General features: G+C 68.5%; 21 protein-coding genes. 11 read left to right on the top strand and 10 right to left on the bottom strand.

Annotation, left to right across the window (positions count from 1 at the left end; genetic code table 11):
* Nucleotides 1–24 precede the first annotated feature (24 nt).
* The 4 genes from ABDW35_RS03335 to ABDW35_RS03320 all read right to left on the bottom strand — a co-directional run bounded on the left by ABDW35_RS03335 (nucleotide 25) and on the right by ABDW35_RS03320 (nucleotide 6202).
* Nucleotides 25–2289 (bottom strand): Orn/Lys/Arg decarboxylase N-terminal domain-containing protein, encoded by a 2265-nt coding sequence (locus tag ABDW35_RS03335; protein ID WP_343712426.1) that lies wholly within the window; start codon nucleotides 2287–2289, stop codon nucleotides 25–27.
* Nucleotides 2290–2689: 400 nt separating this feature from the next.
* Nucleotides 2690–3253: a PqiC family protein gene (locus ABDW35_RS03330; protein WP_343712425.1), complete on the bottom strand. Its 564-nt coding sequence runs from the start codon at nucleotides 3251–3253 to the stop codon at nucleotides 2690–2692.
* Nucleotides 3253–4947 (bottom strand): MlaD family protein, encoded by a 1695-nt coding sequence (locus tag ABDW35_RS03325; RefSeq protein ID WP_343712424.1) that lies wholly within the window; start codon nucleotides 4945–4947, stop codon nucleotides 3253–3255. The genes ABDW35_RS03330 and ABDW35_RS03325 overlap by 1 nt, the downstream gene beginning before the upstream one ends.
* Nucleotides 4940–6202, bottom strand: coding sequence for a paraquat-inducible protein A (locus ABDW35_RS03320; RefSeq protein WP_343712423.1), 1263 nt, complete (start codon nucleotides 6200–6202; stop codon nucleotides 4940–4942). The genes ABDW35_RS03325 and ABDW35_RS03320 overlap by 8 nt, the downstream gene beginning before the upstream one ends.
* 360 nt (nucleotides 6203–6562) lie before the next feature.
* Between ABDW35_RS03320 and ABDW35_RS03315 the strand changes: the two genes are divergently transcribed.
* The 7 genes from ABDW35_RS03315 (at nucleotide 6563) to ABDW35_RS03285 (ending at nucleotide 15386) form a co-directional block, all read left to right on the top strand.
* Nucleotides 6563–8923 (top strand): hypothetical protein, encoded by a 2361-nt coding sequence (locus tag ABDW35_RS03315; RefSeq protein WP_343712422.1) that lies wholly within the window; start codon nucleotides 6563–6565, stop codon nucleotides 8921–8923.
* Between the two features lie 39 nt (nucleotides 8924–8962).
* A complete protein-coding gene (locus tag ABDW35_RS03310; protein ID WP_343712421.1) occupies nucleotides 8963–9454 on the top strand; it encodes a hypothetical protein in 492 nt (163 codons plus the stop codon).
* Nucleotides 9455–9543: 89 nt separating this feature from the next.
* Entirely contained in the window at nucleotides 9544–10347 is an 804-nt protein-coding gene (locus ABDW35_RS03305; protein WP_343712420.1) for a hypothetical protein, read from the top strand.
* 46 nt (nucleotides 10348–10393) lie between these two features.
* A complete protein-coding gene (locus ABDW35_RS03300; protein WP_343712419.1) occupies nucleotides 10394–11377 on the top strand; it encodes a transporter in 984 nt (327 codons plus the stop codon).
* Between the two features lie 79 nt (nucleotides 11378–11456).
* Nucleotides 11457–12395 carry a formylglycine-generating enzyme family protein gene (locus ABDW35_RS03295; RefSeq protein WP_343712418.1) on the top strand — a complete coding sequence of 313 codons (939 nt, stop codon included), beginning with the start codon at nucleotides 11457–11459 and terminating at the stop codon, nucleotides 12393–12395.
* Between the two features lie 15 nt (nucleotides 12396–12410).
* Nucleotides 12411–14225 carry an arylsulfatase gene (locus ABDW35_RS03290; protein WP_343712417.1) on the top strand — a complete coding sequence of 605 codons (1815 nt, stop codon included), beginning with the start codon at nucleotides 12411–12413 and terminating at the stop codon, nucleotides 14223–14225.
* A 111-nt stretch (nucleotides 14226–14336) separates the two neighbouring features.
* Nucleotides 14337–15386: an HAD family hydrolase gene (locus ABDW35_RS03285; protein WP_343712416.1), complete on the top strand. Its 1050-nt coding sequence runs from the start codon at nucleotides 14337–14339 to the stop codon at nucleotides 15384–15386.
* A gap of 330 nt (nucleotides 15387–15716) precedes the next feature.
* Here the strand turns inward: ABDW35_RS03285 and ABDW35_RS03280 are convergent, their stop codons facing one another.
* Nucleotides 15717–16544 carry a 3-keto-5-aminohexanoate cleavage protein gene (locus tag ABDW35_RS03280; RefSeq protein WP_343712415.1) on the bottom strand — a complete coding sequence of 276 codons (828 nt, stop codon included), beginning with the start codon at nucleotides 16542–16544 and terminating at the stop codon, nucleotides 15717–15719.
* Nucleotides 16545–16615: 71 nt separating this feature from the next.
* Between ABDW35_RS03280 and ABDW35_RS03275 the strand changes: the two genes are divergently transcribed.
* Nucleotides 16616–18031: an amidase gene (locus ABDW35_RS03275; protein ID WP_343712414.1), complete on the top strand. Its 1416-nt coding sequence runs from the start codon at nucleotides 16616–16618 to the stop codon at nucleotides 18029–18031.
* Between the two features lie 13 nt (nucleotides 18032–18044).
* Here the strand turns inward: ABDW35_RS03275 and ABDW35_RS03270 are convergent, their stop codons facing one another.
* From ABDW35_RS03270 to ABDW35_RS03250, 5 genes are all read right to left on the bottom strand, one after another.
* Nucleotides 18045–18818: an ABC transporter ATP-binding protein gene (locus ABDW35_RS03270; RefSeq protein ID WP_343712413.1), complete on the bottom strand. Its 774-nt coding sequence runs from the start codon at nucleotides 18816–18818 to the stop codon at nucleotides 18045–18047.
* Nucleotides 18819–18826: 8 nt separating this feature from the next.
* Nucleotides 18827–19567 carry an ABC transporter ATP-binding protein gene (locus tag ABDW35_RS03265; protein WP_343712412.1) on the bottom strand — a complete coding sequence of 247 codons (741 nt, stop codon included), beginning with the start codon at nucleotides 19565–19567 and terminating at the stop codon, nucleotides 18827–18829.
* Nucleotides 19560–20528, bottom strand: a complete 969-nt coding sequence (locus ABDW35_RS03260) for a branched-chain amino acid ABC transporter permease (RefSeq protein ID WP_343712411.1) — start codon at nucleotides 20526–20528, stop codon at nucleotides 19560–19562. Before ABDW35_RS03260 ends, ABDW35_RS03265 begins: the two co-directional genes overlap by 8 nt.
* 10 nt (nucleotides 20529–20538) lie before the next feature.
* On the bottom strand, nucleotides 20539–21438 hold the full coding sequence (locus ABDW35_RS03255) for a branched-chain amino acid ABC transporter permease (RefSeq protein ID WP_343712410.1): 900 nt from the start codon (nucleotides 21436–21438) through the stop codon (nucleotides 20539–20541).
* A gap of 78 nt (nucleotides 21439–21516) precedes the next feature.
* On the bottom strand, nucleotides 21517–22740 hold the full coding sequence (locus tag ABDW35_RS03250; RefSeq protein WP_343712409.1) for an ABC transporter substrate-binding protein: 1224 nt from the start codon (nucleotides 22738–22740) through the stop codon (nucleotides 21517–21519).
* Between the two features lie 105 nt (nucleotides 22741–22845).
* Between ABDW35_RS03250 and ABDW35_RS03245 the strand changes: the two genes are divergently transcribed.
* From ABDW35_RS03245 to ABDW35_RS03235, 3 genes are all read left to right on the top strand, one after another.
* Nucleotides 22846–23709 carry a MurR/RpiR family transcriptional regulator gene (locus ABDW35_RS03245; RefSeq protein ID WP_343712408.1) on the top strand — a complete coding sequence of 288 codons (864 nt, stop codon included), beginning with the start codon at nucleotides 22846–22848 and terminating at the stop codon, nucleotides 23707–23709.
* Nucleotides 23710–23723: 14 nt separating this feature from the next.
* Nucleotides 23724–25061 carry an aspartate aminotransferase family protein gene (locus ABDW35_RS03240; protein ID WP_343712407.1) on the top strand — a complete coding sequence of 446 codons (1338 nt, stop codon included), beginning with the start codon at nucleotides 23724–23726 and terminating at the stop codon, nucleotides 25059–25061.
* A 337-nt stretch (nucleotides 25062–25398) separates the two neighbouring features.
* Nucleotides 25399–25827 (top strand): ABC transporter transmembrane domain-containing protein (locus ABDW35_RS03235; RefSeq protein ID WP_343712406.1); only part of this gene is annotated, 429 nt, incomplete at its 3' end.

Genomic DNA, 25827 nt, shown 5'->3' with positions numbered 1-25827 from the left:
GCTGTTCTCCGTTGAGGCCGGGCGTCAGGCGACGCAGAGCACGCGGTAGGCGCCGTTGACCACCTCGACGCCATGGGTGTCGTGACCGAAGCCCGGGAAGCGGCGGTCGAAGCCCTCCAGCGCCTTCAGGTAGCCGAGCAGCGGCCCGTCCGCCGGGCCGGCATTCTCGCCGGGCATCAGCAGCGGGATGCCGGGCGGGTAGGGCACGATGCCGGTCGCCAGGGTGCGTCCGGCCGCGGCATCCAGTCCGACGCTCTCGACCGCGTTGCGCACCAGCCGCTCATAGGCCTGCACCGGGCTCAGATCCGGCGTCGGCAGGACAGAGAAGCCCTTGGCCATCATCTCGGTGGTCCGCAGCTCGCGCATCGCCGCGAACATCTCGTCGGCAAGGGCGTGCAGGCCCAGCCCGCCGTAGCGGCCCGGATGATCCGCGACCAGGCCGGGCAGGACCTGCTCCAGCGGCGCGTCGGCGTCGTAGTCGCGCTTGAAGTCGAGCAGCGCGTTGACCAGCGTGCCCCATTTGCCCCTGGTCACGCCGAGCGAGAACAGGAACAGGATGGTGAAGTCCGTGGTCTTCTCGACGACGATGCCCTGCCGGTCGAGATAGGCCGTGACCAGGCTGGCGGGGATGCCGGTCGGTTCGAGCGTGCCGTCGCCGCCCATGCCGGGCGTGACCACCGAGACCTTGATCGGGTCGAGCATGCAGTAGCCGGGCTCGAGCTCCGGGAAGCCGTGCCATTCGGCGCCCGGTTCCAGCACCCAGCAGTCGGGGGTGGTGACCAGCCGCTCCGCCGGGGCCTCGTGGAACGGGACGTCCGCCCCGGTGGCGGGATCCTTGACGGTGCCGGGCTGCCAGGCGCCGAAGAACCAGTCGCCCTTGCCGGCGAAGTCGTGCCGGAGCCGGCCCACCGTCTGGCGGAAGGCGACCGCCTCGCGGATCGATTCGGTGGTCAGGGCCTCTCCGGCCGGGCCGTCCATCATCGCCGCGCTGACATCGTTCGACGCGATGATCGCGTATTGCGGCGAGGTCGAGGCGTGCATCATGAACGCCTCGTTGAACCGCGCATGGTCGATCGGGCTGCGGCCGTCGCGGACATGGATCATCGAGGCCTGCGACAGCGCCGCCAGCAGCTTGTGGGTCGATTGGGTGGCGAACACCGTCGGGCGCCCGGCATCGTGGTCGCGCGGGTCGCCATGCATGCCGAAGCGGTCGCGGTAGATCGGGTTGAAGCGGGCGTAGCCGTACCAGGCCTCGTCGAAGTGCAGCCGGTCGACGCTGGCGCCCAGCAGTTCCTCGACCCGGGCGACGTTGTAGCAGAGGCCGTCATAGGTCGAGTTGGTGATGATGGCGTGGATCGGCGTCGGGTCGACGCCGGCGCGGACCAGGGGATTGCCGGCGATGCCGGCCTCGATCGCCGCCGCCGCCAGTCGCGCCGGCGGGATCGGGCCGATCAGGCCGTAGCGGTTGCGGACCGGCATCAGATAGGTCGGGATCGCCCCCGACAGGGTCATCGCGTGCTCGACCGATTTGTGGCAGTTGCGGTCGCACAGCGCCACCTGGTCGCGGGTCACGCTGGCCATCAGGATCACCCGGTTGGAGGTCGAGGATCCATTGGTGACATAATAGGTTCGGTGCGCCCCGAAGACCCGGGCGGCGTATCGCTCGCCCGCCCCGATCGGGCCGGAATGGTCGAGCAGCGATCCCAGCTCCCCAACCGAGATCGACAGGTCGGACCGGAACAGGCTCTCGCCGAAGAACTCGAAGAAGGCGCGACCGGCGGGCGAGCGCAGGAAGGCGGTGCCGCCGGTGTGGCCCGGCGTGTGCCAGGAATATTCGTAGACGCGGGAGAAGCGGACCAGCGCCCCGAACATCGGCGGCAGCACGGTCTCGCGATAGCGCTCGATGGCGGCGACGATGCGGCCGCCGATGAAGTCGGGCGTGTCCTCCAGCAGCCAGATGAAGTCGTCCGCATGCTGCATCGATTCGACCGGAATGGCCGATATGGCGCTGCGGTTGGACAGCAGGAAGATCGGAATCGTCGCGTTGCGCGCCCGGATGCGGCGCAGCAGCTCGGCCGCGCCATCCTGCGGGCCGGAGGAGGGCAGGTCCCAGTCCACCAGCACGCATTGGAGGGCGGGGTCGGAGGCGGCGATGGCGCCTGCATCCTCGGCCGTGGCGGAAACCAGCATGACGACGCCGCGGGATTCGAGCTCCTCCACCAGCGCCCGGCAGGCCCGGCCGACAGCGGTCCGCGCCTCCACGTCGCCGCTGACCAGAAGCGCCAGCATGCCCAGTCGTTCTCCGGCGATCTTTTCTGCCATGACCAATGCTCCCTCAGTTGAAGGATAAGCCTTTCCACAACCGGATGGCCGCCGGACTGCGAGGCCATCGCGGAGATCCAGCGGTGCCCACAAAGCCGCAAGCTGTCTTATCGGCATATTTGAATAATATAATCATTTTTATGGATCGGGGTCTCCAAATTTCCATATTAGATCATGTTATTTCGGGCCGTTCCAGAATTTAATAGTATATCCTGAAGTCCACTTACTGTCGCTCTGAATGATGTACTCTGGGTCGGGCGATGATACTGGAGCCGCAGCTACAGCGGCAGATGCAGCGCCTTGAGGATGCGGGCCACGATCCCGTGTTCCATGGATTGGCCGCATGCCTCATCAGCCCCACCCACGCTCACGTCATCCGGCGGGCGATGCGGTCGGCGAGTTCGCCCAGGGCATCGCTCATGGCCCGGATCTCGGCGCCGGTGCTGTCGTCGGCGGGGTGGCGGGTGATTCGGGCGGTCTCGGTCTTCGGCCGGCCGCCGGCCTTGCGCAGCACGCGCCATTGCGCCTCCAGCACGACGGTGCCGTCGGGATCTGGATCGAAGCGGCCGAGCGCGAGCTCGATGGTGACGGCCTCATCGCCGGACAGCGTCCGGCTGGTGGTGACGATCGAGCCCGCCGGCAGGCGCGCGGCCAGGTCGTCGGCCAGCACCCGCTGCACCATGTTCGCCAGCGGCTCGCCCCAGCGCTCGAACTCGTCGACGCCAAGCTCGACCGCGCCCGAGCGGCGGACGATCTGCGGCCGGTCGAGATATTTCGGGATGTCGACCATGGCCACCGAGGCCGTCACCGGCCGGCCGCCGGTTGCCGCACCCGGCGCCGCCGTCAGGGTATAGACCTTGGGCGGCGGCGAGGAGCAGGCGGCCGTCCCGGCCAGCAGGACGGCGAGGACGGCGCGGCGCGACAGCATCATCAGTTGAACCCTTCGGTCTTGCCTCGGATCAGCGCCTCGGGGTGCTGCTCGAGATAGTCGGTCAGGACGCGGACCGAGCGCAGCGTGTCGTCGACCTGGCTCATCAGCCGGGTGAGGTCGCGCTTGAAGGTCGACTCCGCGCCGTAGCCCTGGTTGATCGAGCCGAGCGTGCCGCTCAGCCGCTGCACGGCCTGCTGGGCGGTGGTGAGAAGCGGCGGCAGCTTCTGAACCACGGGGCCGAGATCGGTGTTCGCCTGGGCGAGAAGCTGCTGGGTCGAGGCCAGGGCGCCGGAGAGCGAGCGCAGGGATTCGGTGATCTCCGGGGCCGCGGCCAGCGTCTCGAAGGATTTCAGCGTCGCGTTGGCCTGCTCGATCAGCCGGTCCAGCGGCAGGGCCGAGACCTTGTCGAGGATGCCGTTGACCGAGCGCATGGCGCTGTCGAGCTGCCCCGGCACGCTCGGGATCACCGGATAGCGGTCGCCCGTGCCCAGCTCCGCCGGCGGCGCATCCGGATCGATGTCGAAGGTGACCACCATCTGGCCGGTGATCAGGTTGCCGGTCTTCAGCTGTGCCCGCAGCCCGCGCCGGACCAGGGCCGCGACATTGGCGCCGCTGCCGAAGCTCTGGTCGGTGCCGACCAGCTCGATCCGCTGCGGCTCGATCTCGATCGTCACCGGGATCCGGGCCCGGCCCGCGGCGGCGTCGTATTGCAGCCGGACATCGGTGACCTGGCCGATCTTGAGGCCGTGCCATTCGACCGAGGCTCCCGGCGCCAGGCCGCCGACCGACCCGTCGAAGTAGACGAGATAGGGCAGGCGGATCGTGTACTCCGACTCCTGCACGCTGGCCTGGTCCTTGTAGAGCGCGAAGCTGGTGCCGCCCTTCGCCGGTTCTCCGGTCCGGGCCGTGGCCGGGGTGTCGAAGGCGATGCCTCCGGCCAGCACCGCCTGCAGCGATTCGATCTGCAGCCGGAAGCCCTGCGGCCCGGTGGTCAGCGAGATTCCCGCGGCGTTCCAGAACCGGGTGCCGGCATAGACCTGGCGATCATAGGGGGCGCGGATGAAGGCATGAATCTTCACTCCGGCCTCAAGGTTCGAGGAGTCGAAGCCCATCACCTGGCCGACCTGGACGTCGCGGAAATAGATCGGCGACCCGGCGCCGATCGAGCCGATCCGGTCGGCGGTCAGCACGTATTCGGTGCCGGGCATGTCCGCCCGCACCACCGGCGGATCCTCCAGCCCGGTGTAGCTCCGCTCGCTGGCGCCCTGTCCGGGGTCGAGCTCGATATAGGCGCCGGAGACGATGGTGGAAAAGCCGGTCAGCCCGCCGCTGGCGGAGAGGCGCGGCCGCACCACCCAGAACCGGGTGCCCTGGCGCAGATGCGGCGCTGCCTCCCTGGTCATCTCGGCGGTGACCTCGACATGGCCCAGATCCTCGGACAAGGCGAGGCTCTTGACCGTGCCGAACACCACCTCCTTATGCTTGATCAGGGTCTTTCCGGCTTCCAGCCCGTCCGCGGTCTGGAAGGTGATGGTGATGGTCGGCCCCTTCTCGGACAGGGTGATCCAGGCGAGGTAGACGCCGACCAGCGCCGCCACGATCGGCACCAGCCAGATCGGCGACAGGCGGCGCTTGCGGTCGAGGCGCGGCGCAGGCGGCACCGGCGCGGTGGTGTCGTGCGGGGCTTCAGCCATGGTTCTCTCCCGCCGCGTCCCAAATCAGGCGCGGGTCGAAGGTCATCGCCGCGATCATGGTGATGATCACCACCCCGGCAAAGCACACGGCCCCGACCCCCGGCTCGATCGTCGCCAGCTGGCCGAGCTGGACCAGCGCCACCAGAATCGAGATCATGAAGATGTCGATCATCGACCAGCGGCCGACCGCCTCGACGATGCGGTAGATCACGGTGCGGTTGCGCAGGTGTCCCGTCTTGCCGCGCTGGGTCGTGACCAGCAGATAGATTAGGCCGATCAGTTTTAGCACCGGCACGGTGATCGAGGCGAAGAACACCAGCGCCGCCAGCGGCCACATGCCGGAATCGGCCAGCTCGATCACCCCGCTCATGATCGTGTCCGGCGCCCCGCTGCCCAGCGAGATCACCGTCATGACCGGGAGCAGGTTGGCCGGGATGTAGAGGATGATCGCGGTGACCACCAGCGCCCAGGTGCGGGTCAGGCTCTCCGGCCGGCGGCGGTGCAGCGCGGCGCCGCAGCGCGGGCATTCCCCATGGCCGCCGGGCGGCAGCTTCGAGACCAGGCCGCAGCCATGACACAGGGCGGTGGGCCGGCGCGGATCGGCCGGCGGCAGGGACGGCACCAGGCCGCGGCGCTCGAATTCCCGCCACACCGTCTCGGTGTCGAGCGAGGTGCCCGCGGCGATGATCGCCAGCATCAGCCCGCCGACGGAGTAGAGGCCGGGACCGACGACGATGGTGGCGAGGTCGATCAGCTTCACATAGGCGACGAAGACGCCGAGCATGTAGACCTCGATCATCGCCCAGGGGCCGAGCAGGTCAGCCCAACGGTAAAGCTGTGGCAGCCAGCGCGGCGGGTGCCTGAGACGCAGGCCGCCCAGCACCAGGAACAGGGTGCCCAGCCGCAGCAGCGGCGCCACGAACATGGTCAGCGCCACCACCCCGGCCAGCTCCCACAGCCCCTGCCGGTAAAGCGCGAAGACGCCGGTGACCAGGCTGGCGGTCTGCGTTCGGCCCGAGATCTCCATCGAGATGAAAGGCAGGAAGTTCGCCATCAGGAACAGCACCAGCCCGGTGCAGGCAAAGGCGAAGGCATGGTCCAGCGAACTGGCGCGGAAGCGGTGCAAGGTCGCGCCGCAGCGGATGCAGCGCGCGGCGGTGCCGTCGGCCAGCGCCGGCACGGCATGCCGCAGACCGCATTCATGGCACTCCATCAGGCGCGCCGCGCCTGAGCTGCCGGATGCCTTCTGCCTCACCACGGGCTCAAAGTAGCCTCTTCGTGTAGAATGAGGCGCATATAGATGATAACCATCTTATTCTTCATACAATTTCCGGATCCTCCGAATTTGTTACAAGAGTGAACAGAATCAATAAGTTATAATCTCAATAAGTTCGAAAACTAAAATTTTAACCAAAATTAATGTGCCACTATTACAGATAGGTAGTTAGTCATATAATGGATGCATACAAAAATATGAATATATGTCCGGGTTATTGGACTCAAAACACATTGAGTGTCTGCAGATTTTCTGTACAGAATAATGCGAATCGCAAGATGAATTTTTCGATTCCTGATCAATGAGTGACCCTCGTCCCATCGGCTTTAGAGGGGCGCCATGCAAAGAGTTTGGCTTGGAACCGTTTTTACGATAGCGGCCGCGTGCTGCATCGCAGCGTCAGCAGTCGCTGTTGCCCAGGAACAGGCAGGGGAAGAGCAGGTTACGGAGCTGTCCTGGCCGCGCGATTTCGGTTCCGGCAGCAAGCGTCTCGAGGTCTATCAACCCCAGATCGAGAGCTGGACGGGTGACCACCTGTCCGGCCGGGCCGCGATCGCGATCGGCACCGGCGACAGCCCGACCTACGGCGTCGCCGAGTTCAGCGCCGACACCGATATCGATAAGACGGCAGGCCTCGTCCGGCTGCACGGCATCGCCATCGACAAGGTCGAGGTGCCGACCGCGCCCGACGAGGCGCCGGCGGCGAAGCGAACGCTGGAGGCGCAGCTGCCCGCGGGCGGCATGACCGTCGCGCTCGACCACCTCCAGACCAGCTACGCCGCCCAGCAGGAGATCGAGAAGCAGCAGGGCGTGCCGGTGAAGAACGATCCGCCGCGGATCGTCTTCGCCGCCGCCCCGACTGTGCTGGTCCCGATCGACGGCGATCCGGTGCTGCGCCCGGTATCGGGGGCATCCGGCTTCCAGCGGGTGGTGAACAGCCGCGCGCTGATCCTGCAGGACAGTGCCGGCTTCCACATCCAGGCGGCGGGATCCTGGTACCAGTCGCCGTCGCTGGAAGGCCCCTGGGCGGTGATCCAGGCGCCCCCGGCGGCGCTGCGGTCGGCCGCCACGGCTGCGGGCAAGGTGGCGGCGCCCGATCCGCTGCTGCCGGAGGACGGCAAGGCACCGGCGACGCCCCCGGCGCTGCTGGTCGCGACCGGGCCGACGGAGCTGGTGCTCACCGGCGGTCCGCCGCAGCTGGTGCCGGTCGCCGGCGTCGGGCTCCTGACCATGGCCAATGCCGACCATGCCGTCTTCGTCGATCCCACCAGCAACGCGACCTATCTCCTGGTGTCGGGCCGCTGGTTCCAGGCGCCGGGCGTGGACGGCCCGTGGCGGTTCGTGCCGTCGGACTCGCTGCCGGCCGATTTCGCGAAGATCTCGCCCGACGACCCGAAGGCCGATGTCCTGGTCTCGGTGGCCGGAACGCCGCAGGCGAAGGAGGCGGCGATCGCCGCCTCGATCCCGCAGACCGCCACGGTCTCCCGCCGCGCCGCCAGCCTCCGGGTCTCCTATGCCGGCGGCGCGCCGGAGTTCCGGCCGATCGACGGCACGCCGCTGTCCTACGCCGTCAACACGCCGGTGCCGGTGATCGAGGTGGATGCGGAGCACTACTACGCCGTGTCGAAGGGTGTGTGGTTCGTCGCGGCGGCGCCGGCCGGCCCGTGGCGCGTCGCGGATGCGGTGCCGGCGGTGATCTACACCATCCCGGCCTCCTCCCCGCTGCACTACGTCACTTATGTCCGGATCTATTCCGCGACACCGCGGACGGTCGTGGTCGGTTATACGCCGGGCTATCTCGGCGTGGTCGTCGATCCCGCGGGAACGGTGGTTTACGGCACCGGCTATACCTATCCCGCCTATGTCTCCGGCGACGCCTGGTACGGGTATCCGGCGACCTATGGCTACGGCGCCGGCTTCGCCCTCGGCACGGTCGAAGGCTTCGCCTTCGGGTTCGCCGCCGCGGCGATCTGGGGCGCCGCCTCGCCCTATTGGGGACCCTACTGGGGGTACGAGGGCGGCTACGTCAACTGGAACCGGGTCGACGTCAACCAGGTGAACGTCTACGGCCGCTGGGGGCGCGGCGCCGTCACCCATGCCAGCGGCTGGAACGGCTGGACCGGCACGGGCTGGGGGGGCAGCCATGTCGCTGGCTTCGACCCCTTCACCGGCGCCCATGGCCAGGCCGGGCGGGCCGGCGCCTTCAACTGGAATACCGGCGGCTTCGCGGCGGGGCGGCAGGGCTCCTTCGCCAATCCGTCGACCGGCATCGCCGGGGCGGGCCGCGCCGGCATCACAGGCAATGTGGCCACCGGCGACTACCAGGCCGGCCGCCAGGTCGCCGGGGCCAACGCGCAGACCGGCCGGATCGGCGCGGCGGAGCGGACGGTGACCGGCAACGTCCGGACCGGGGACCGTTCGGTCCAGCGCCAGGGCGCGATCGTCAATCCGCGCACCCAGTCCGGCGTCGCCTGGCGCAACGGCGATGTCTATGCCGGCCATGACGGCAATGTGTACCGGTACACCGATGGCGGCTGGCAGCAGCACGGCTCCGGCGGCTGGCAGCCGGTGCAACGCGACAACCGCGGCTTTTCCGATCTGGACGCCCAGCGCGGGGCCCGCGGCCTGGGACAGATGCGGGTCAACCGGTCCTTTGGAAGTGGGCGCTTCGGCGGCATTGGCCTGCACCGGCGCCGCTGAGCGGATTTTTAAGACGCCGATAAGACAAGGAGAAACGGAATGAATCTCAATTCCTTCAAGGACAGGGGCGGGCGGATCATCCTGGCGGCGGCGGTCCTGGCGTTGGCGGCGTGCTCGAACCAGGGCGGTGGCAGCAGCAGTGGCGGCGACTCCGGATCGGTGCAGAACCGCACGCCGTCCGGAACCGTGCAGATGCACCAGGTCCAGGCCGCCTTCATCGGCAGCGGCAACACCGGCGACGGCACCCTCCGGTTCCAGGGGCGGAGCTATCCGTTCACCGTTTCCGGCCTCGGCATCGGCGGCATCGGCGTCTCCACGATCGACGCCACGGGCGAGGTCTACGACCTCAAGAAGGTCGACGATTTCGAGGGCGCCTATGCCCAGGGCCGCTATGGCTTCGCCATCGGCGAGGAGAGCGGCGGCGACCTCTGGCTCAAGAATGACAAGGGCGTGGTCATGCATCTCAAGGCCAAGCGCACCGGCCTGATGCTTAGCCTCGGCGGCGACGCCGTCGTGGTGACGCTGAAGTAACGCGCCCGTCCGGCAGGCGACATCCCGATACCGGCGGAGGTGGGGCGCAGGATATCCCACCTCCGGCTCGCGAGCAGGAGAGACAGCTGGTGAGGACCACACGTCTGGCCGAACCCGTGGCGGCAGCCGTTCTCGCGGCCGCCATGCCCGGCAGCGTCCTGGGGCAGGAGGCCGCCCGTAGCGCAGTGACCGAGGCGAACAACCCGCTGACGCCGAAGATCACGGTCAATCTTCAGAACTACTACACGACCGATCTGTTTGGGCTGCCGGGCCAGACGGCCGACCAGTTCCTGTTGCGGGGGCTGGTTCCGCTGAAGCTCTTCGGCCAGGGGCAGCTGCTGCGGGCGACCCTGCCGGTGGCCTGGGCGCCGGCCCTGCCGGATGGTAGTTCCAGCGGACTCGGCGACCTGACGCTGATGGACCTGCTGCTGTTCCCGGCCGGGCACATGGCTTTCGGCGGCGGCCCGATGCTGGTCGCACCGACGGCCGGCCGGAAGGAGACCGGGGCCGGAAAGTGGCAGGCCGGCGCGGCGGCGGTGATCGTCATGCCGATGCCCGATGCGCTGCTGGGCGCCCTGGCGACCTACCAGCAATCCTTCGCCGGTGACGACGACAGGGCCGAGGTCAGCCTCCTCACCTTCCAGCCGATCGTCACCTACAACCTGCCGGAGGGCTTCTATCTGCGGTCGACCGCGACCTGGAACTTCAACTTCGACAACGACGACTACTACATCCCGGTCGGGCTGGGCGGCGGCAAGGTCTGGGTCACCGACAGCGGCGCCACGCTGAACCTGTTCGTCGAGCCGCAGCTGACGGTCGCGCATCAGGGCGACGGCCAGCCCAGCTTCCAGATCTTCGCCGGCCTCAACCTGCAATTCCCGATTGGGCGGTGAGGCCGATGCCCTCGTTCAAGCCATCGACGACCGGAGGATGTCTCCGATGCTCCGACGCATGACGGCCCGCCTGGGCGTGGCCCTGATCTCCGGCGCGATGATCGGCCTGGCGGCCGGCGCGGCGGCTGCCGCGGAGAATGCCACCGGCATCTACCTGCTCGGCTTCCGTGGCCCGCTCGCCGGCGTCACCCCGCCCCCGGGCGTCTATGTCGAGAACGACATCTATCTCTATGACGCCAGCGTCGGCGGCGGGCGCCGTCTGCTCCTGGGCGGAACCCTGGCCGCCAATGTCGACGGCGAGGCCCAGCTCGACGCCCCCTCGGTAATCTGGGTGACGCCGGCGCAGGTGCTGGGCGGCCAATTCGGCATGACCTTCACCTGGCCGCTCGGCCGCACCTACGCCGCGGCGGGGACGACCATCGATTCCCCGGTCTTCGGCCGAAACAGGGGCTTCATCAGCGACGAGACCAGCGCCATCGGCGACCCGCTGCTGTCCGGCTTCCTGGGTTGGAACGCCGGCAAGTTCCACTGGCAGGCGGTGGCGATGCTGAACATTCCGGTCGGCGACTACCGCAAGGATGCGCTCAGCAACGTCGCCTTCCACCGTTGGGCCGGCGATCTCACCGGGACCTTCACCTGGCTGGACCCGGAGACCGGCATCGACCTGTCCGCCGCGGCCGGCTTCACCTTCAACGGCGAGAACCCCGAGACAGATTACTGGACCGGCACCGAGTTCCACCTCGAATGGGCCGCGACCAAGAGCTTCGGCGAATTCTCGCTCGGCCTCGTCGGCTACCACTACCAGCAGGTCACCGGGGACGGCGGGTCGGGGGCGACGCTGGGGGATTTCGAGGGGCAGGTCACCGCCCTCGGCGGGTCCGTCGCCTACAACTTCACCCTCGGCACCACGCCGGTGACCGCGCGGCTGAAGGTCTATCGGGAATTCGCGGCGGAAAACCGACTGGAGGGGACCTCAGCGCTGCTCACGCTCTCGCTGCCGCTCAGCATCGACGCGTCGCATGCGGATTGAGGCGGAAACGATGTCCGAATGCTGCTGTCCCGGTACCGTATCCGCCGAACAGGCCGCCAATCCCCAGACTCGTCCGGGCATGGTCTGGATCCCGGACGGCGAGTTCGCCATGGGTTCGGACCGGCACTATCCCGAAGAAGCTCCGGTCCATCGCGTCCGCGTCGATGGGTTCTGGATCGATGAGACGCCCATCACCAACGCCCAGTTCCGCGCCTTCGTCGAGGCGACGGGCTATGTGACCTGGGCGGAGATCCCGCCCGATCCGAAGGACTATCCCGGCGCCCAGCCGCACATGCTGAAGGCGGGATCCGTAGTCTTCGCGCCGCCCGCCCGGCCGGTCGACCTGCGCGGCCCGCCGCAATGGTGGGACTTCCGCTTCGGCGCCGACTGGCGCCACCCCTACGGCCCCGGCAGCGGCATCGACGGGCTGGACGACCATCCCGTGGTCCAGGTCGCCTATCAGGACGTCCTTGCCTACGCCGCCTGGGCGGGCAAGGCGGTGCCGACGGAGGCGGAGTGGGAGTTCGCGGCCCGCGGCGGGTTGGACGGCGCCGAATTCGCCTGGGGCGACGAATTCACGCCCGGCGGCCGGCATATGGCCAACACCTGGCAGGGCCGGTTCCCGCACGAGAACCTGAACCTCGACGGCTATCCCCGGACCTCGCCGGTGCGGGCCTTTCCGGCCAATGGCTACGGCCTCCACGACATGATCGGCAATGTCTGGGAGTGGACCGCCGACTTCTGGTCCAGCCGGCACCCGCCGGCCGCCGGCAAGGCCTGCTGTGTCGCGCAGAACCCGCGCGGCGCGGCGGAGCAGGACAGCCTGGATCCGGCCCAGCCGCAGATCCGGATCCCGCGGCGCGTGGTCAAGGGCGGGTCCCATCTCTGCGCGCCGAACTACTGCCGGCGCTATCGGCCGGCGGCGCGGCACGCCCAGCCGGTCGACACCTCGATGAGCCATATCGGCTTCCGCTGCGTGGTGCGCGGCGGCGGCGCCCCCGTTTCATCGCAAGCGTAAAGAGGAGGCATTCTGATGCAGGATATCGACTCACCGCAGGACGCAGCCCCGGAGGCCGAGTCCGAGTCCACCGTCAGCCGGCGCCGGCTGCTGTCAGGAACGGCGTTCGCGGCGGCGGCCGCGGCGATGGGGATCGGGTCGCCCGCGTCCCCGGCGGCGGCACAGACCGCGGCACCCGTCGCCCAGCCGGCTGCGGGCGGCAAGCCGAACATTCTCGTGATCTTCGGCGACGATATCGGCATTGCCAACATCAGCGCCTATTCGAGCGGCCTGATGGGCTACGAGACGCCGAACATCGACCGCATCGCCCGCGAGGGCCTCAAGTTCCAGCACTACTATGGCGAGCAATCCTGCACCGCGGGCCGCGCGGCGTTCCTCACAGGCCAGCACGGCCTTCGCACAGGTTTGACCAAGGTGGGCTACCCCGGCGCGCCGATGGGCATGAGTCAGCTGGATCCCTCGATCGGCGGCCTGCTCAAGAATCTTGGCTATGCCACCGGGCAGTTCGGTAAGAACCATGTCGGCGACCGCAACGAGACGCTGCCGACGGTGAATGGCTTCGACGAGTTCTTCGGCAACCTCTACCACCTCAATGCCGAGGAAGAGCCGGAGCTGCCGGATTATCCGAAGGATCCCACGTACCTTGCCAGGTTCGGACCGCGCGGCGTGCTGCGATGCAAGGCGACCGACGTCGACGACCCGACGGAACAGCCGCGCTTCGGCAGGATCGGCAAGCAGACCATCGAGGACACCGGCGCGCTGACCAAGAAGCGCATGGAGACAATCGACGACGAGACCTCGGCCGCAGCCATCGACTTCATGACCCGGCAGCAGGCGGCGGGCAAGCCGTTCTTCTGCTGGTTCAACTCGACCCGCATGCATCTGCGCACGCACGTCCGCGCCTCGCATCGCGGTCGCTACACGCATGGCGACAGCGAATATATCGACGGCATGATGGAACACGACGATACGGTCGGCTCCATCCTCAAGGCCTTGGATGACATGGGCATCGCGAACAACACCATCGTCATCTACACGACCGACAACGGTCCGCATATGAACACCTGGCCGGACGGCGCCATGACCTGGTTCCGCTCGGAGAAGAATACCAACTGGGAGGGTGCCTTCCGCGTGCCCTGCTTCGTGCGCTGGCCGGGCGTGATCCAACCGGGCACAGTGACCAACGAGCTGATGAGTCACAATGACTGGGTCCCGACGCTCTGCTCGATCGCCGGCGAGCCGGACATCGTGGAGAAGCTGAAGCAGGGCTACAGGGCAAACGGCATCGAGTACAAGGTGCATCTCGACGGCTACGACCAGTCGCAGTTCCTGCGCACGGTCCGCGGCACGGCGACGGCCAACAATGACGTGAAGAGCGCCCGCGATAAGTTCTTCTACTCCGACGACGACGGGCTGCTCGTCGGCATGCGGCAGGGCGACTACAAATACGTGTTCTCGGAGCAGCGCATGCAGGGCACCTTGGGCCTCTGGGCCGAGCCGTTCACGACGCTGCGGCTGCAGAAGATCTTCAACCTGTTCCAGGATCCGTTCGAGCGGGCCGACATCACCTCCAACACCTATTGGGACTGGAACCTCAATCATGTCGGCGCGGCCTACGGGATGATGGACGAGGTGTTCCAGTTCGTGGCGACGTTCAAGGATTTCCCGCCGCGCTCGTTCCCGCCGAGCTTCAACCCGGCCAACATCATGGAATCGACGTTGGACGCCATCAAGCGGCGGCAGGCCTTCCAGGAGAATCTCGATCTCGATAAGGTTCGCGGCGCCTTGAACCGGATGATCCAGCAGCAGTTGCAGAGTGGCGGTCAATAACATCCAACCCCCGGCAGCCGCCCGACTACGGGGCGGCTGCCGGGGGTAGGCTCGGCTCGAAGCCTCCTGCTGCGGCCACACGAGGTCGGTTTTCGTCACAGGAGAGCACGAATGGCGATCGTCTCTTGGCGAAGCATTCGGCTGGTGTTTGAAGGCAGTTCACAACCACGCCGCCGATTGCTGTCGACGCTGCGGAACGCAGTGATCCTGTTCTTCGCGTTCACGATGAGCGCTCTCGCAAAAGATCCGCTGCCCTCATGGAACGATGGGGCGGCGAAACGGGCGATCGTCGACTTTGTGACGCGCGTGACCACGCCAGGCGGGCCGGACTTCGTGCCGGTTGAAGAGCGGATCGCGACCTTCGACAATGACGGCACGCTGTGGGCTGAGCAGCCCATGTATTTCCAGATCGCCTTCGCCATGGACGAGGTCCGGGCGCAGGCGGACAAGCACGCCGGATGGCGGACCACGCAGCCCTTCAAGGCGGTGCTGGAGAACGACCGGGCCGCCTTAGCGAAGCTTGGAGAGCAGGGCCTGCTCGAGATCATCACGGCGACCCATGCCGGCATGACGGTCGACCAGTTCAGCGATACCGTGTCGCAATGGATGAGGGAGGCGCGTCATCCGCGCTTCGACCGGCCGTACAACGAGCTCGTCTACCAGCCGATGATCGAGCTCCTGGCCTACCTCCGCGCCAATGGCTTCAAGACCTTCATCGTCTCTGGAGGCGGTATCGAGTTCATGCGGCCCTGGGTCGAACAGGTCTACGGCATCCCGCCCGAGCAGGTCGTGGGGTCCAGCGGCAAGACGTCCTTCACTCTCGATGGAGACCGGTCGGTCATCCTGAAGCTGCCGGCGGTCGAATTCGTCGACGATGGCCCGGGAAAGCCGGTCGGCATCAATCGCTTCATCGGGCGGCGGCCGGTCTTCGCCGCCGGCAACTCCGACGGTGACCTGCAGATGCTGCAGTGGACCACCATGACAGACGGGCCGCGCTTCGCCCTGATCGTTCACCACACGGACGCCGAGCGCGAATGGGCCTATGACCGGCTATCCCCGGTTGGCAAGCTCGACCAGGCGCTCCACCAGGCGCCGCTGCGCGGCTGGCTGGTGGTCGATATGAAGCGGGATTGGGGCACCGTCTTCCCGTTCCAGAAGTGAAGCGGCCGGGAGCGAGGTCCGCGACGCCGTCGTCGAGTCTGCCGGGCAGGGGGATGCGGCCGGACCCCACCGGCTGCTGCATTTCTGGCTCTCTCGCTTGCCGGGCCGTGCCAGCCTCGCGTCTCTGTTCCACGCTCACGCGGATCTCGCGTCCCGCTACGCGCGGCTGGAGCGGGCCGTGTTCGCCAGGCGTCGGGAGGCCTGGACACCGGAGGATGGGCGCGCTCTGGCCCGCGCGCTTGCCTGTCGCCGCCGCGAGCGCCGGGCGACAGGCTCGATCCGAGCCTCGACGTTGCGCGATCGGCCCAACCGGAGCGGATTCCGGCAAAATCACGAAGTTCCGAGAATTGTGCGAGCTTGATCCGCTGACGCGAGCCGTCGGCCCGTCATGGCGGCGATGCTGGCGATGGCAGCGACTCGTTCGGCATTATCGCGGGCCATCCGGCCGTCCGCGTGCCAAAGCGAGTTCTCGAACCCCACGCGGACATGGCCGCCCCGGGCAACCGCCGCGGCCAGGGCCGAGGTCTCGCCGCGGCCGAAGGCGCAGACCGACCATACGGCGCCGAGCCGGTGGTGTTCGAGGCCGTCGAGGAACACATCGAGGTCCTCCGGCCGGCTTTCCTGATCCGGCGCATAGCGGCCGAGGACGAAGAGGATCCGTGGTTGCGCGACGTCTCCAAGGCAGCCCCGGCGATGCAGCTCGGCGAACCGGTCGAGATCGGCCCGGTCGTAGAGGATGTGCTGGACGGCGATGCCTTCGCCGGCCGCCCAGGAGAAGAAGGCCGATGCCGCCGCGTCCCCGTCGTCGAGAATCTCGCGCAGCCCTACCGAAACGGCGGCGGGGCGCAGCGTGCGCACCAGCTCCATCTGCTCCGATGGCAAATAGCGGCCGACCGCCTCCGTGGTGATCTGGACCAGCATCCTGCCGTCCGTGCGGTCCTGGATCGCGGTGATCGCGTCTGCGTAGCGGCGCGCATCGAGCACATGCGCGCCGGTGTCGTCGCGCACATGGATATGCATGGCTCCGGCGCCGGCGGCGAGGCAGGCCGCGGCGGTGTCGGCCAGCTCCGCGGCCGTCATCGGCAGCGCCGCATGATCCGCCTTGGTGCGCCGCGCGCCGTTCGGCGCGACCATGATGAGCAAGGGATCCGCCGTCATGCTTCACCTCGATCTTTGTCTCGTCGGCGCGCCCAGCCTATGGTCACCGCAAAGGGAGCACCGGGGGCATCATGACCGACGCAGCAGGGACACCATCGCCATTCGCCACCGCGGCCGAGCTGTCCGCGGCGCTTCGGCAGGGCGGCACGACATCGGCCGCCATCATCCGGCGCGCGCTCGACCGGGCCGCCGCGCATGAGCCGGCGCTGCACGCCTTCGTGGAGATCTTTGCCGATACGGCGCTGGCGGCCGCCGAGGCCGCCGATCACCGTAGAGCCCGCGGCGTTCCGCTCGGCCCGCTCGACGGCATCCCGTTCGCGGTGAAGGATCTCTTCCACATCGAAGGCCATCCGACCGCAGCCGGATCGAAGGCCCTCCCCGCGACGCCCGCCGTCACGACCGCGAATGCCGTGCGGCGCCTGTGCGCGGCGGGGATGATCCCGCTCGGCAAGGTCCACACCGTCGAATTCGCCTTCGGCGGCTGGGGCACGAACCCGGTGCTGGGGACGCCGCTGAACCCGCGCGACCGGGCCGTCCCGCGGGCCCCCGGCGGCTCCTCCAGCGGGTCCGGGGTGGCGGTGGCGGCCGGTCTCGTGCCCGCCGCGCTCGGCGCCGATACGGGCGGGTCGGTGCGCAACCCCGCCGCCATGTGCGGCGTCGTCGGGCTGAAGACCTCCGTTGGCCTGATCGGGCGGGGCGGGCTGCTGCCGCTGGCCACCTCCTTCGACAGCGTCGGCCCGCTCACCCGCTCGGTCGAGGATGCGGCGCTGCTGCTGTCCGCCCTGCAGGGCCGGGACCCGGACGACCCCGCCACCTTCGGGGTCGCGGGACCGGACCCGCTGCGCCGTCTCGGCGACGGTGTCGCCGGCCTGCATCTGCGGGTCCCGTCGGAGCGCGACCTCGGCCCGGTCGAGACCGACGTGCTCCGCCTGTTCCGGGCGGCGGTCGAGCAGCTCGCGACCCTCGGCGCCGAGGTCGAGGAGCGGCCGATGCCGCGCCGGCCCGAGGAGTACATGGCCACGACCGGCGACATGATGGCGGCGGAGTCCTGGCACCATCTGCGCGAGCATGTCGAGCCGGAGACCAGCGTGGTCCATCCGGCAGTCAGGGCGCGGATCCTTCGCGGCCGGACGATCGACGGCGCGCGCTATCAGGAGCTTCTCGTGGCGCGGAGGGCGGCGCAGATCGAGCTGCACCGCTATCTCGACGGCGCCGACGCGCTGCTGACGCCGACGGCGCCGATCCTCGCTCCGCCGCTGGACGGGATCGACGAGACCAAGACTCCGCTCGGCACCTTCACGCGCATGGTGAACCTGATGGACATGGCGGCGTTGAGCGTGCCGGTCGGCCTCGCCGGCGGCCTGCCCGCATCGCTGCAGATCGTGGCGCGCCGCTTCGACGACGCCATGGCGCTGCGGATCGGCCGCGCGCTCGAGGTCGCGCGCGGCGGCCTGTTCGAGCCTCCTGCAGGGTTCGGGGAACCGTAGAGACTGACGGACGTCATTCGCCGCTGGCGTAGAGCCAGCGCGCGACCAGCGCATCGGTGTCGCTGCCGAAATCCTCGCGCGCGCCTTCGGAGAACACCGCCCCGGTCTTGACCACATAGACATAGTCCGTGATGGCCAGAGCGGCGCGGATGTCCTGGTCGACCAGCAGCACGGCCTTGCCCAGGCCATGGGCGAGGTCGCGCACGATCTCGTAGATGGTCTCGCTGGTCTGCGGGTCCACGCCGGCCGTCGGCTCGTCGATCAGGTAGACGGACGGCTCGGCCATCAGGCTGCGGGCGATCTCGACCTGCCGCTGCTGGCCGCCGGACAGCTGTCCCGCCGGCTGGCTGCGCTTCTCGCGGACGACCGGGAAGCGCTCATAGGCCCGCTCCAGCCGCTCGGCCAGGACGGCCTTCTTCGGCCGGGCGTGCCAGAGGCCGAGCTTGAGGTTGGATTCGACGGTGAGGTACGGAAACAGGCTCGGCCGCTGGGGCAGATAGGCCAGGCCGAGGCCGAGCATGCGGAAGGGCGGGCTGGCGGTGATCTCGCCGCCATTCATCAGCACCCGGCCGGCGCGCGGCTTCAGGAACCCGAACAGGGCCTTGAGCAGGGTGGATTTGCCGGTCCCGTTCGGCCCGACGACGCAGGAGATGCGTCCCGCCCAGGCCTTGGCCGAGATGTCCCGCAGGATGTCGATGTCGCGCGTGTATCCGGTGACGAGGTTCTCGCAGGCCAGCAGCGCCGGCGCATCGTGCCAGCGCGGGGCAGGGAGGGGGGCGTCTGCCATCGTGCCGCTCATCGCTGGGCCCGCGTGCCGGTATAGGCGCGGACGACGTCGGGGTTGCGCAGCACCTCGGCGACACCGCCATCGGCGATCTTGCGGCCGCGCGCCATGACCATGACCCGGGTCACGACCGATTGGATGGCCTCCAGATTGTGATCGACCACGACGATGGTGTGGCCGTCGCGGTTGAGGGCCTTGATATGGTCGATGATCTGCTCCAGCAGCCGCGGGTGGACGCCGGCGAAGGGCTCGTCCAGCAGCAGCAGCCGCGGCTTCAGCATCAGCGCGCGGCCGAGCTCCAGCAGCTTCTGCTGGCCGCCCGACAGCGCCCGCGCGTACTGGTCCGCCAGGTGACCGAGCTTCAGGAACTGCAGCACGCCGTGCGCCCGCTCCTCCGCCGCCGGCCGCCGCTCGCCGGGGTCGGACAGCGCCGGCACGATCAGGTTCTCCATCACCGTCATGCGGCGGAACAGCCGCGGCACCTGGAAGGTCCGGGCGACGCCGCGCTGGGCGAAGCGATGCGCCGGCGCGCCGGCCATGTCGTGGTCCCCGACGCGGATCGAGCCACCGTTCGGCTTCAGTGCCCCGGTCACCATGTTGATGGTCGTCGTCTTGCCGGAGCCGTTCGGCCCGATCAGCCCGACGATCTCGCCCCGCCCGAGCCCGAAGGACAGGCCCTCGACGGCGTGGATGCCGCCGAACTGCTTGGACAGATCGCCGACGGAGAAGAAGGGCGCGCCATTCTCAGCCATCGCCGGGCTCTCCCATCGCCGATGCCACCGGGCGCGACTGCGGCCGGCGGCGTGCCAGCTGCTCCAGCGCCGGGAACAGGCCGTTCTGCGCGAAACGCTGCACCAGGATCAGCGCCAGCCCCATCAGCACGAACCGCCACTCGCCGTAGGAGCGCAGCGATTCCGAGAGCAGGAACACCACCGCGGCGCCGATCACGGCCCCCGTCAGGCTCTCGATGCCGCCGATCACGGCCATGGCGATGACCAGCCCCATCTCCGGCAGGATGGCGATGTTTGGGGTCAGGATGCCGATGAAATGGCCGTAATAGATGCCGGCGATGGCGGCGATGACGCTGGTGACGACGAAGACCAGGATCTTGTATCGCGTGGTGTCGACACCGCTGGCGCGGGCGGCGCCTTCGTCCTCGCGGATGGCGCGCAGGAACAGCCCGACCCGCGTGGCGAGGAGGGCGTTCATGGCGCCGACCGCCAGGACGACGAGGGCGAGGCCGAGATAGTAGTAGGGCATGTCCGACCGGCCCGGGAACAGGCCGGGGACCGGCAGGCCCTGCATGCCGCGGGTGACGTCCTCCTCGGCCACCAGCACCAGCCGGAAGATCTCGGAGATCGCCAGCGTGAACAAGGCGAGATAGGGCCCGGACAGCCGCAGCACGAGGGCGCCGATCAGCGCGCCGACCACCGCGGCCAGCAGGATCGCGGCCAGGATCGCGAGCGGCAGCGAGAGCCCCAGCTGCCCGGCGCAGAGCGCCGAGGCGTAGCCGCCGAGCGCGGCGAAGGCGACATGGGCGAAGGAGAACTGCCCGGCATAGCCGGCCAGCAAGGCCCAGCTCGCGGCCAGCAGCGCGTAGTACCAGGCAATGGCGCCGACATGGATCCAGTAGGGGCCGGCCAGCAGCGGCACGATCAGGGCGATCGCGAGGAGCACGGCCTGGCTTCCCTGGGTGAAGGAGGGTCGCAGCATCGGCCTGCTCCTATTCCAGCCGCAGATGCGACCGCCCGAACAGCCCGGTCGGCCGGAGGAGCAGGGTGACGACGAGCAGCAGCGCACCGAAGGCCTGGGTATAGGCCAGCGCCCGGTTCGGGTCGGGCAGGTAGCCGACGCCGAGCCCCTGGACGAGGCCGAGCAGGATGCCGCCGGCGATGCTGCCGCCGACCGATCCCATGCCGCCGAGCACGATGATGATGAAGGCCTGCACCGCCGGCAGGTCGCCCATCGACGGCGACAGCGCGAAGATCGGGGCGATCAGCGCCCCGGCGCCGCCGGCCAGCGCCGAGCCCAGGCCGAAGGCGACGGTGTACATCCGGCGCGGGTCGATGCCGATCACGGCCGCCGACTCCCGGCTCTGGCTGACGGCGTCGAGCGCCTGGCCCAGCGCGGTGCGCTTGAGGAAGACGGTGAGGCCGGCGAGCAGGACGACCGCGACGATCGCCGCGATGAGCCGGTCATAGGGCAGGATCAGCGGCCCGACGATCAGCACGCCGGCCATGAAGGACGGCGGCGACTTGGCGAACGGCCCGAATACCACCAGGCCGAGATTGCTCAGCAGGATGGTCAGCCCGAAGGTGACGATGATCGCGTACTCGTCCTTGCGCTCCACCTTGTCGGTGTACATCGGCGCGATGACAAGCCGCTCGAAGACGACGCCGAACAGGAAGAGGGCGATCATGGCCCCGGCCACTCCGGCCAGCGACGGCAGGCCCAGCGCCGAGATCAGGTAGTAGGACGCGTAGCCGCCGAGCATGTAGAGCGAGCCGTGGCCGAAATTGACGACCTTCAGCACGGAGAAGACCAGCGTCAGCCCCGACGCCACGAGGGCGAAGATCAGGCCGATGACCAGGCCGTTGACGGCGAGGAGGAGGAAATAGCTCATGGTCCGGGCGTAGCCGCAGGTCTAGGGGACGGATCCGGCGAAAGGAGGGCCGGCAGCATCGGGCCGCCGGCCTCTGCATCACTTGCCGGGCAGGATCTTGTCCGCCGTGGCCCACTTCTTCGGATAGACGATGGCGGCGTCTTCCGGCGACTGGTTCTCTTCGGTGTACTGGATGATGGTGAACGGGACATCCTTGAACTGGTGGTACGCCCAGTCCGGCGCCTTGTCCGTCGGGAAGGTATAGGTGGCGTTCACGCCCTCGTACTTGATCTCTTCCAGCGCCTTGGTGATGGCGGCACGGTCGGCGGAGCCGGCCTTCTTGATCGCTTCGAGGACGACGCCGAGCGTGTCGTAGGCCTCCAGGGCGACCCCGGTGGGTGCCCGGTTGTAGCGCTCGGTGAACGCCTTGACGAAGTCCTTCGCCTTGTCGTTCCACTGCGATTTCGGCTGCGCGACGTTGACGATCAGCAGGTTCTTGGCGCAGGGGCCGACGACCTCCCACACCTCCTTTTGCAGCAGGCCGGACGAGCCGATCAGGGCCGTCTCCGCGGTCGGCGCCAGGCCCAGCTGGCAGGCCTGCTTGACCAGCTGGTACTGCGCCTGGCCGGCGATCACCATCTGGATCACGTCGGGCCGCGGGCTCTGGCTCATCAGGCGCAGCAGCGCCGGGGTGAAGTCCTGCTGGTTCAGGTCGACCGTCGCCATCGTGTAGGGGACGCCTTTGGCCTTCAGCTCACCGGCGATGACCTGGGCTCCGCCCTGCCCGAAATCGGTGTTCTCGGCGACGATGGCGATGTTCTTATAGCCCTGCTCGACCGTCCAGTCGGCGGCCTTGACGTAGACCAGCGAATTGGCGGGCGCGAGGCGGAACACCTCCGGATACTGCTTGGCGGTGATGGCGTCGGCCCAGACATCCGTGCCGACCCAGGGCACGCCGTATTTGTGCGCCTCCTCGATCTCGGCGAGGGCGACCGAGGAGTGGAACTCGCCGATGATCGCCGAGACGTTGTCCTTGGTGATCAGGCGCACGGCCGCGGCGCTGCCCTCCGCCGGCTGGCCCTTGGTGTCCTCGTAGGTGACCGCGATCTGCCGGCCCAGCACGCCGCCGGCCTTGTTGATCTGGTCGACCTCGAGCTGGACGGCCCATTGCATCTCCTGGCCGCCGGAGTAGTTGCCGGGCGGGGACAGCGGCCCGACCCAGCCGATGGCGATCGGGTCCTCGGCCATCGCCGGCGATGCGACGAAGGCCAGCGTTGCCAGCGTCAGCGCGGTGCCGAGATGAAGATGCGGATGACGGTTCATCGAGCTCTCCCTGCGTTTTGGCCTGTTAGGTGAAACATTACACTCATTTCCAAGATTTTGTAATGTTCATTGCGGCCATGAGGCGGCGGGCGTAAATTCCGCTCCATGTCCGAACCCGCCTTCCGTTCGCGCCTCCTGGAGGCCTATCAGGCGATGCCGCGCCAGCTGCGCGCCGCGGCGCAATGGGTGCTCGACAATCCGCGCGACGTGGCGCTGCTGACGATGCGGGAGCAAGCACGCCGGGCCGGCGTGACACCGGCGTCGATGACGCGGCTGGCGCAGCGCATGGGGCTCGACGGCTATGAGGATCTCCGCGCGTTCCACGCCGAGAGCCTGCGGCGGGGGGAGACGGAGTTCTCCGACAAGGCGGGCGCCCTGGTCGAACGCCGCCGGCAGGGCGGCGACGGCGCCCTGGCCTTCGACCTGATGGAGACGCTGGAGCGTCACCTGGCGGCGCTGTGCCGGCCGGCGGTGATCGAGGATATGGCCAGGGCCGCCGCGGTGCTCGCCGCGGCCGGGCGCGTCCATGCGCTCGGCTACCGCTCCAGCTACACGGTGGCCTGCCATTTCGCCTATGTGTACGGGCTTGCCGGCGGTGCGGTCCGCCTGCTCGACGGGCCGGGCGGAACCGGGCCGGACGCCTTGCGGGAGGCCGGGCCGGGCGATGCCCTGCTCACCGTCAGCGTGAAGCCGTACACCCGCGCCGCGGTCGAACTGACGGATTATGCGCTGGCGCGCGGGCTCGACATCGTCGCGATCACCGACAGCGTGGTGTCGCCGCTGGTGGCCCGGGCGCGCGCCACCATCATCGTGCCGACCGAAAGCCCGTCCTTCTTCCACACCATGGCGCCGGCCTTCGCGGTCGCCGAGGCGCTGGCGGCCATCCTCGCAGCCACCGCCGGCGACGAGGCCCTCGCCGCCGTGCGGGCGATGGAACGCCAGTTCAAGGCCCTTTCCACCCACATCTAGGCACGGCCGATGCCATGACCCGCATCCTCCACCGATCCATCAAGGGCAAGCTCCCCGTCGCCATCGGCGGCAAGGGCATCGAGCTGTTCGACGGCGAAGGCCGCCGCTATATCGACGCGTCCGGCGGCGCGGCCGTCTCCTGCCTCGGCCACGGCCATCCGGACGTGATCGCCGCGCTGCACGCCCAGCTCGACAAGCTCGCCTACGCCCATACGGGCTTCTTCACCACCGAGGTGGCGGAGCAACTGGCCGACCGGCTGGTCGCCGACGCGCCGCCGGGCATCGGCCATGTCTATTTCGTCAGCGGCGGGTCCGAGGCCGTCGAGGCGGCGCTGAAGATGGCGCGGCAATATTTCGTCGAGGCGGGCCAGCCGCAGCGCCGCCACGTGATCGCGCGCCGGCAGAGCTATCACGGCAACACGCTCGGCGCCCTCGCCGCCGGCGGCAATGAATGGCGGCGCAGCCAGTTCAAGCCGCTGCTGATCGAGACTCACCACATCGACCCGTGCTTCGCCTATCGCTTCCAGCAGCCCGGGGAGTCCGACGCCGACTACGCGGCGCGGGCCGCGCAGGCGCTGGAGGACAAGATCCTGGAACTCGGCGGTGACGAGGTCATCGCCTTCGTCGCAGAGACGGTGGTCGGCGCCACCGCCGGTGCCGTGCCGCCGGTGGCGGATTACCTGAAGCGGATCCGCGCCATCTGCGACCGCCACGGCGTGCTGCTGATCCTCGACGAGGTGATGTGCGGCATGGGCCGTACCGGCACGCTGCATGCCTGCGAGCAGGACGGCGTCGCCCCGGACCTGATGGTGATCGCCAAAGGGCTCGGCGGCGGCTACCAGCCGATCGGCGCAGTGCTGCTGTCGGACCGGATCTTCGAGGCCTTCGCCGGCGGCTCGGGCTTCTTCCAGCACGGCCACACCTATATGGGCCATCCGATGGCGGCCGCAGCCGGCCTGGCCGTGCAAGAGGTGATCCGCCGCGACAACCTGCTGGCGAATGTCCGGCAGATGGGCACGCATCTGGCGCGGCGCCTGAACGAGCGCTTCGGCAACCACCACCATGTCGGCGATGTCCGCGGCCGCGGCCTGTTCCAGGCGATCGAGCTGGTCGCCGACCGCGGCACCAAGGAGCCGTTCGATCCGGCGATGAAGCTCCATGTGCGGGTCAAGCAGGCGGCGATGGACCACGGCCTGATGGTCTATCCGATGGGCGGGACGATCGACGGGCGGCGCGGCGACCACGTGCTGATCGCGCCGCCCTTCATCTCGACCGCCGATGAGATCGATGAGATCGTGGAGCGGTTCGGCACCGCCGTGGATGCAGCCCTTCAAGGCCCCAAGATCGCTTGAGGTGCGGTGATTGCCGCCCGGGGCGATCCGCTGCCGCTCCGGCGTGCCGGCGGGACACGGTCCGGTAGGCGGAATCCGCGAGCATTGGCCGAACTGGACGACCTCCTGCAGATATGCGCCACCGGGCTTGAACTCGCCGCCAAAAAGGCGCGTTATGGCTTAAAGAACGACTGCCCGACCGAGCCACGGCTTTCCACGGGCAGTGCGCCCGGAAGCATTGGAATACCCCGTGTCTACCGACTCGATCGCGAGCGCGCGAAGGCGCGACGATTCACGCCTCCATATTGCGGCAGCCCATTGGGGCCGCGGAGTCGGGACACTCCTTCGCATCAGCCGCATGACGTTGCGCCATCCCTGGCAGGTCGGCATCGCCATCGGATCGACCTTCATCGCCGCGACGCTGCAGCTGTTCATTCCCCGTCTCCTCGGCCAGGCCGTCGACCAGGCGCGCGGCGTGCTGACGGCGGCAGCCGACTCGGCGACGGAGGCACAGACGGCGCTGATGACGACCGCAGTTGTGTTGTTCGCCATCAGCGTCCTCCGCGGCCTCTTCACCATGCTGCAGAACTATTTCGGGGAAGCGGTCGGGCACCATATCGGCTACGAGCTGCGTCTCGCCTGCTACGACAAGCTGCAGCGTCTGGGCTTCAGCTTCCACGACCGCGCGCATACCGGCGACCTGATCACGCTCGGCATCCTGGATCTCGAAGGCGTGCGCATGTTCTTCAGCACCGGAATCGTGCGGCTGGTGCTGCTGACCGTGCTG

Source organism: Inquilinus sp., from assembly GCF_039594555.1.
GTDB lineage: Bacteria > Pseudomonadota > Alphaproteobacteria > DSM-16000 > Inquilinaceae > Inquilinus.
The sequence above is the reverse complement of the archived record's forward strand: the minus strand, read 5'-3'. Positions and strand labels throughout refer to the sequence as shown.